The sequence below is a fragment of the Mycobacterium sp. TH-M11 genome, assembly GCF_057473725.1.
The window spans coordinates 1-5108 of the sequence record NZ_JBYCLD010000225.1; the positions used below are offsets into that span (position 1 = coordinate 1).

The window sequence follows — 5108 nt, forward strand, 5'->3', positions numbered from 1 at the left end:
CGGGTCTGAGCGGGGCACGCCCTGGAATGAGTCGGCCAGCCAGACGCTTCGCGTCTGGTCTCCGTAGGCCGCGAGAACCGCGCGCATCAGGATGCAAGCCCCGCCACGCCAGACTCCACATTCGACCAGATCGCCGGGAATGTCGTCGGCCAGCACGGTCTCGACGCATTGCTGCAGGCTGGTGAGCCTTTGCATGCCGATCATCGTCTCGGCCTCGGCCGGCCAGTCCAGCCCCAGCTCGCGGTTGCGCGCATCGAGCCTCCCACCGCCCGCGCGCATGGCGTTGATGCGGTTGACGGTCTTGAACAGCAGCCGTCGGCGCAGCGGCCAGTCCACCGGCATCCGTTCGTGCATTCCGTACCTGGTGAGGTTGCGTCGGATCAGATCCAGGTACAGCGATCGGACGTCGTACGTGGTCAGTGTCATGCCTGCCCCTGTCTCGCAGCGTTTCCGGCGCCGAGTCTAAACGGTCATTGGACGTGTGTAGAAGAGTATTCCGAGATCGGGTCCCCGGCGCCCGCGGCGTCTTCAGTGCCCGGATTCGGCCGCGGCGCGATAACCGCGGACCGCCAGCGGCCCGACCACCGCGGCCAGGCCCAACGCCCACGTGAGGGTCAGCAACAGCGGAAACAGTGCCGGCCGGCCCAGGGCCAGTGCCCGCATGGACTCGATCGTCGCCCACATCGGCTGGAGTGGGACCAGCGGCCGCATCCACCCGGGCAGCAGTGCAACCGGAGGAATGCCGGAGCTGGAGAACACCAGCGCGATGGACGGCACCGCCAGCCAGAACAGCGGGGCACTGGTTCGCGCACGCACCGCGATCGCAATGACTGCCGTGCTGAAGACGACCACGATGAGCACCGGGACCAGCAGGAACGGGATCACCGAAAGCCAGCCAGCCTCGAACCGAAGTCCGAACCCCACGCCCACCACGGTGATCAGGGCAGCGCCGACGAACGTGCGCGCAGCCTCCGCGAGCAGCCTGCCGACCAGCGCGCTCGCCCGGTGCACCGGCAGCTCCCACAACTGGCTGAGCAGACCGCTGTCGCGCTCGCCGATGATGGTGAGGCCGGCCCCCAGCGCCCCCAACATCGCACCGGCGACGGCGCACATCGGCACCAAGCCGTAGAGACTGTCCGTGCCGGTGATCCGCACGATGGACCTGCCGACCAGCAGTTTGTAGGTGATCAGCAGAAAGGTCGGAAACAGCAGAGCCTGGACCGGCACCGTCGGGGCTCGCCGCCAATGGGTCACCAGCCGGCCGGCGAACAGCAGGCTTTCGGCGGGCAGTGAACTGCGCAGCGGTGTGTTTGCGGTCATTGCGTCCGCTTCTGCATCCGCACCGCGAGCGCACCGAAGACCACCAGCAGCCCGACGCACCACGTCACGCTGGTCGCCAGATTGCCTACCGCGACGTGACCGGTGGACAGCCCTCGCAGGGTTTCCGTCACTTCCGAGACGGGCTGGTAGCGGACGAACGGATGCAGCCAGTCGGGGAATGCGTCAACCGGCGCCATCCCGGTGGACAGCATTACCAGCAGCAGTTGGGGGACCAGCAGCAACTGACTGGCACCGCCGTTGCTGCCCATCTCGGCTCCGGCGATCCCGGCTCCGGCGATCCCGGTGCCTGTTGCGTCGGCACCAAGTGAGACGGCCAGCGTCAACGTCAGGACAAGCACGGCGAAACCCGCCACGTACATCAGCCCGCCGTCCAGTCGGAAGCCGAACACGTACCCGACGGCGATCCCCGCGAGCAGGGCGAGGGCGCCGCGGAAGAGGCAGTACAACATCCGGGCGATCAGCGGCACCGCCGTGGGTATCGGAAGCGTACGCAGCCGAATCCCAAAGTCGGAGCAGTGATCTCGGGCGGCCCGGTCGACGGTTGTCAGTGCGCCGAGCAGCATCACCTGGATGATGATGACGGGTAGCAGGTACTGGGGGTAGCTCATCTGGCCGGTGTCGATCACATTGCGCAACGCGAAGTTGAAGACGACGAAGTTGCCGGCCGGTGCGACAATCGCGAACGGTAGATCGTCGCGGAGCGTGCTGAGCAGCATGCGCTCGGTCAGCGCCGCGAGTGCGGTCACGCGGTGACACTTCCGGTGAGGCGCAGAAAGGCCTCGTCCAGGGACGGCTTACGCAGCGAGATGTCCAGCAGTTCGACGCCAAGCTGGTCGACCCGGCGAAATACCTCGGCGAAGGTCGCGACGCCGTCGGACGCCAGCACCGACACGGTGTTCTCCTCGCGATCGGCTTGAGCGCCGTCGAGGTCGGCGACCACGTCGAAGATCCTGGACAGCTCGCTCGGGTTGACCGGACTCACCGTGCAGTAGCTGAATCCCACCCGGCGCTTGAGTTCCTCGGCGGTCCCGCTGGCAACAACGCGACCCCCGTTGATGACGACGATCGAATCGCTGAGTACGTCGGCCTCTTCGAGGTACTGCGTGGTGAGCAGGACGGTGACACCTTGGGCGGACAGCGATGACACCAGGTCCCACACGTCGCGGCGGCTACGCGGGTCCAACCCGGTGGTCGGCTCGTCGAGGAACAGCACTTTCGGCGGAACCACCAACGCGGCGGCGATGTCGATGCGGCGTCGCATGCCGACCGAATAGGTGCCCACCCGCCGATCGGCGGCGTGCGCCATGTCGAACCGATCGATCAGTGCGTCGGCCCGCAGGTGCGCGTGTTTACGCCGCATTCCCCGGAGTCGTCCGAACAGCACCAGGTTCTCCCGCCCGGTCAGCTGCCAGTCGAGCGCGGCGAGCTGCCCGGTGGTCCCGATGTGTGCGCGTACCTGGGCGGGTTGTCGGACGACGTCGTAGCCCGCCACGATCGCCTGGCCGGAGGTGGGCCGCAGCAGTGTCGAAAGGATCTTGATCGTGGTCGTCTTACCGGCACCGTTATGGCCGAGCAGGGCGCAGACCGACCCCGTCGGAACCGAGTAGGTGACGTCCTGCAATGCATGAATCGTCCCGTCGAACGTCTTGGCTACGCCGTGGAGCTCGATCACGGGTCAGATGATACGGCCAGTTAGACGAGTGTTGAACAGAAACCCGGCAGCTCGTCGTGGGCTACCCGCCAGTGCGCCGCAGGCGGGCGAAATCTTCGGCGCGATCGGCCGCGATGGCCACGCTTTCGGCGGGGTTGGTCATCTGGCCGGCCACCTCGCGGGCACGGGCGGCGTACCGCGGGTCGAGAATGGTGCGAAGGTCTGCGACCAGCGACTTCTCCGTCGTGGTCGAAAAGCGCCGGGCGGTACCTACTTTCAGCCTTTTGACCGCGGCTCCCCAAATCACCTGGACGTCGGCCATCCAGAGGATCAAGGTGGGGACGCCGGCGCGCAGGCCCGCCGCGGTGGTGCCGGCGCCGCCGTGGTGCACCACCGCGCGGCAGGACGGAAAGACTGTCGCATAGTTCATCGCGCCGACCACCTTGACCTGGTCGGAGTGTGGGACATCGCTGAAGTCGGATGCGGCGGCGCACACCAACGCCCGCTCGCCCAACTGTGCGCAGGCCGCGCTGATCATCGCGATCATGTCGGCCGGAGATTGCACCGGGATGCTGCCGAACCCGAAGCAGATCGGCGGTGTTCCCGCGGCGATCCAGGCCGCGACCTCGTCGTCGGCGTCCGTCGCCGACGCAAGAGTCAGCGTGCCGACGAAGGGCCGCTGTGCCGGCCGCCGCTCGTTCCACGTCGCCCATTCGTCGTCCAGCCCGGGAAAGCACACCTGGTCGTAGGCCTGAATTTCCAGCGATCCACGTTCGGCGATCCGGCGGGGCGCGGGGCCGGTGGCCTTGGGCAGGCCGAGTTCACGGCGCTGCGCGGCGTCGACCTTTTTGACGCCGCGCCACACCAGCCATTCGTAGGCGGTCATCGCCGAGCGGAGCACCGGCGCCGGCAGCGTCGGAACGACGTGGCCGTTGACCCGGATCGGAAACCAGAGCACCGTGGCCAGCGGAACGCGTCGATACTCTGCGACGTTGACCGCAAGTTCTTGGTAGCTCATGCCGGTGACCAGCAGGTCGGCGCCGTCCGCCAGGGCTGTCAGCAGCGTGCTCATCTGCCCCCAGCACCGGGTGCCGGGTTCGCGGGCTTCGCGCAGAAATGCGAGCACATCCCGGACTTTCCAGAAGTTGCGGAAGAAATACGCCCAGAAGTTGCGGGTCGATTCCAGCCAGTCCTGCACCGCCGGCCCGTAGGCGACCGCCGGCAGCCCAGCAGCCTCGGCGAAGCCGACCAGATCGGGCGGGACGGCGATGCACACGTCGTGGCCGCGGCGTAGCAGTTCACGGCCGAGGGCGACGCCCGGTTCGACGTCGCCGCGAGTTCCGTAAAAGGCCAGCACACACTTCATCGCGGCTACCTAGGCCCAGGTTCCGCGGCGCCGGTGGGCCAGTGCGAGCGCCTCCAGGGCCAGCTTCACCAGGACCGGCGGCATGAGCCGGTTGAGCCGCACATAGCGGCGGGAATCCTCGAACGCGGTGCGGAAGCCGTGTTCGGCCGCTCGATACGCGTGCGCGACGCGATCCAGCGCGGACTCGTCCCAGGGCTCGTCGCGCGCGGCCGCGCTGAGCGTTGCGTAGGTCGCAGACATCCAGTCTGTGCCGAACGGCTCTGGCGCCGGGCCGCCGTGCCGGTGGTGCCGAAGGGCGGGGGTGAGAAATTCGTCGATTGCGCCCTCGTCTCGGGCGCTGAGATCGATGTCGAGGGCGGCGGAAATCCGTTTCACTTCCCGGCGCCAGTCGTCCATGAGGTTGGTGTACTCGACGAACACCCGCGGCACGCCGCGCGTGCCCTTCTCGGCGAGCAGCGTGTAGGTCAGCCACCAGGCGCTCGCCAGCTCAGGGGAGGCTTGCACGTAATTCTGACCGGCGGCGTGCTTTTCCAGCGATCCGATGACTTCCACCGGGTGGCGGACGGCAATGACTGCGGCGACGTCGAACCCGGCCTGACGCGCCGCCTCGAACCAGATGCCGGACACCGTGGTCAACTTCGGCTCCTTGATCACGACGATCGGCGCGTCCGGCAGCGTGGTCAAAAACGCCTTGACCTTCGCGACCCAGGCGGCGTTCGTCGAGTCGTCGAACGCACCGTTGTCGTGCTT

Annotated in this window: 6 protein-coding genes; all 6 read right to left on the bottom strand. The window is 67.4% G+C overall.

All coding sequences use genetic code 11. The annotated features are described in order from the left end of the window. Positions 1-426 (bottom strand): TylF/MycF/NovP-related O-methyltransferase (locus AC2VOG_RS09670; protein WP_486939686.1); only part of this gene is annotated, 426 nt, incomplete at its 3' end. 102 nt (positions 427-528) lie between these two features. Continuing rightward, positions 529-1320, bottom strand: coding sequence for an ABC transporter permease (locus AC2VOG_RS09675; RefSeq protein ID WP_486939687.1), 792 nt, complete (start codon positions 1318-1320; stop codon positions 529-531). After that, entirely contained in the window at positions 1317-2087 is a 771-nt protein-coding gene (locus tag AC2VOG_RS09680) for an ABC transporter permease (protein ID WP_486939688.1), read from the bottom strand. Before AC2VOG_RS09680 ends, AC2VOG_RS09675 begins: the two co-directional genes overlap by 4 nt. Next, positions 2084-3013 (bottom strand): ATP-binding cassette domain-containing protein, encoded by a 930-nt coding sequence (locus AC2VOG_RS09685; RefSeq protein ID WP_486939689.1) that lies wholly within the window; start codon positions 3011-3013, stop codon positions 2084-2086. The genes AC2VOG_RS09680 and AC2VOG_RS09685 overlap by 4 nt, the downstream gene beginning before the upstream one ends. A 61-nt stretch (positions 3014-3074) precedes the next feature. Continuing rightward, positions 3075-4358 (bottom strand): glycosyltransferase, encoded by a 1284-nt coding sequence (locus AC2VOG_RS09690; protein WP_486939690.1) that lies wholly within the window; start codon positions 4356-4358, stop codon positions 3075-3077. Positions 4359-4367: 9 nt separating this feature from the next. Beyond that, a partial coding sequence (locus tag AC2VOG_RS09695; protein WP_486939691.1) for a sulfotransferase family protein occupies positions 4368-5108 on the bottom strand: 741 nt, incomplete at its 5' end.

Coding starts and splice junctions, on each gene's coding strand:
- AC2VOG_RS09675 (WP_486939687.1), bottom strand. CDS start 1,320: ATGACCGCAAACACACCGCTGCGCAGTTCACTGCCCGCCGAAAGCCTG.
- AC2VOG_RS09690 (WP_486939690.1), bottom strand. CDS start 4,358: ATGAAGTGTGTGCTGGCCTTTTACGGAACTCGCGGCGACGTCGAACCG.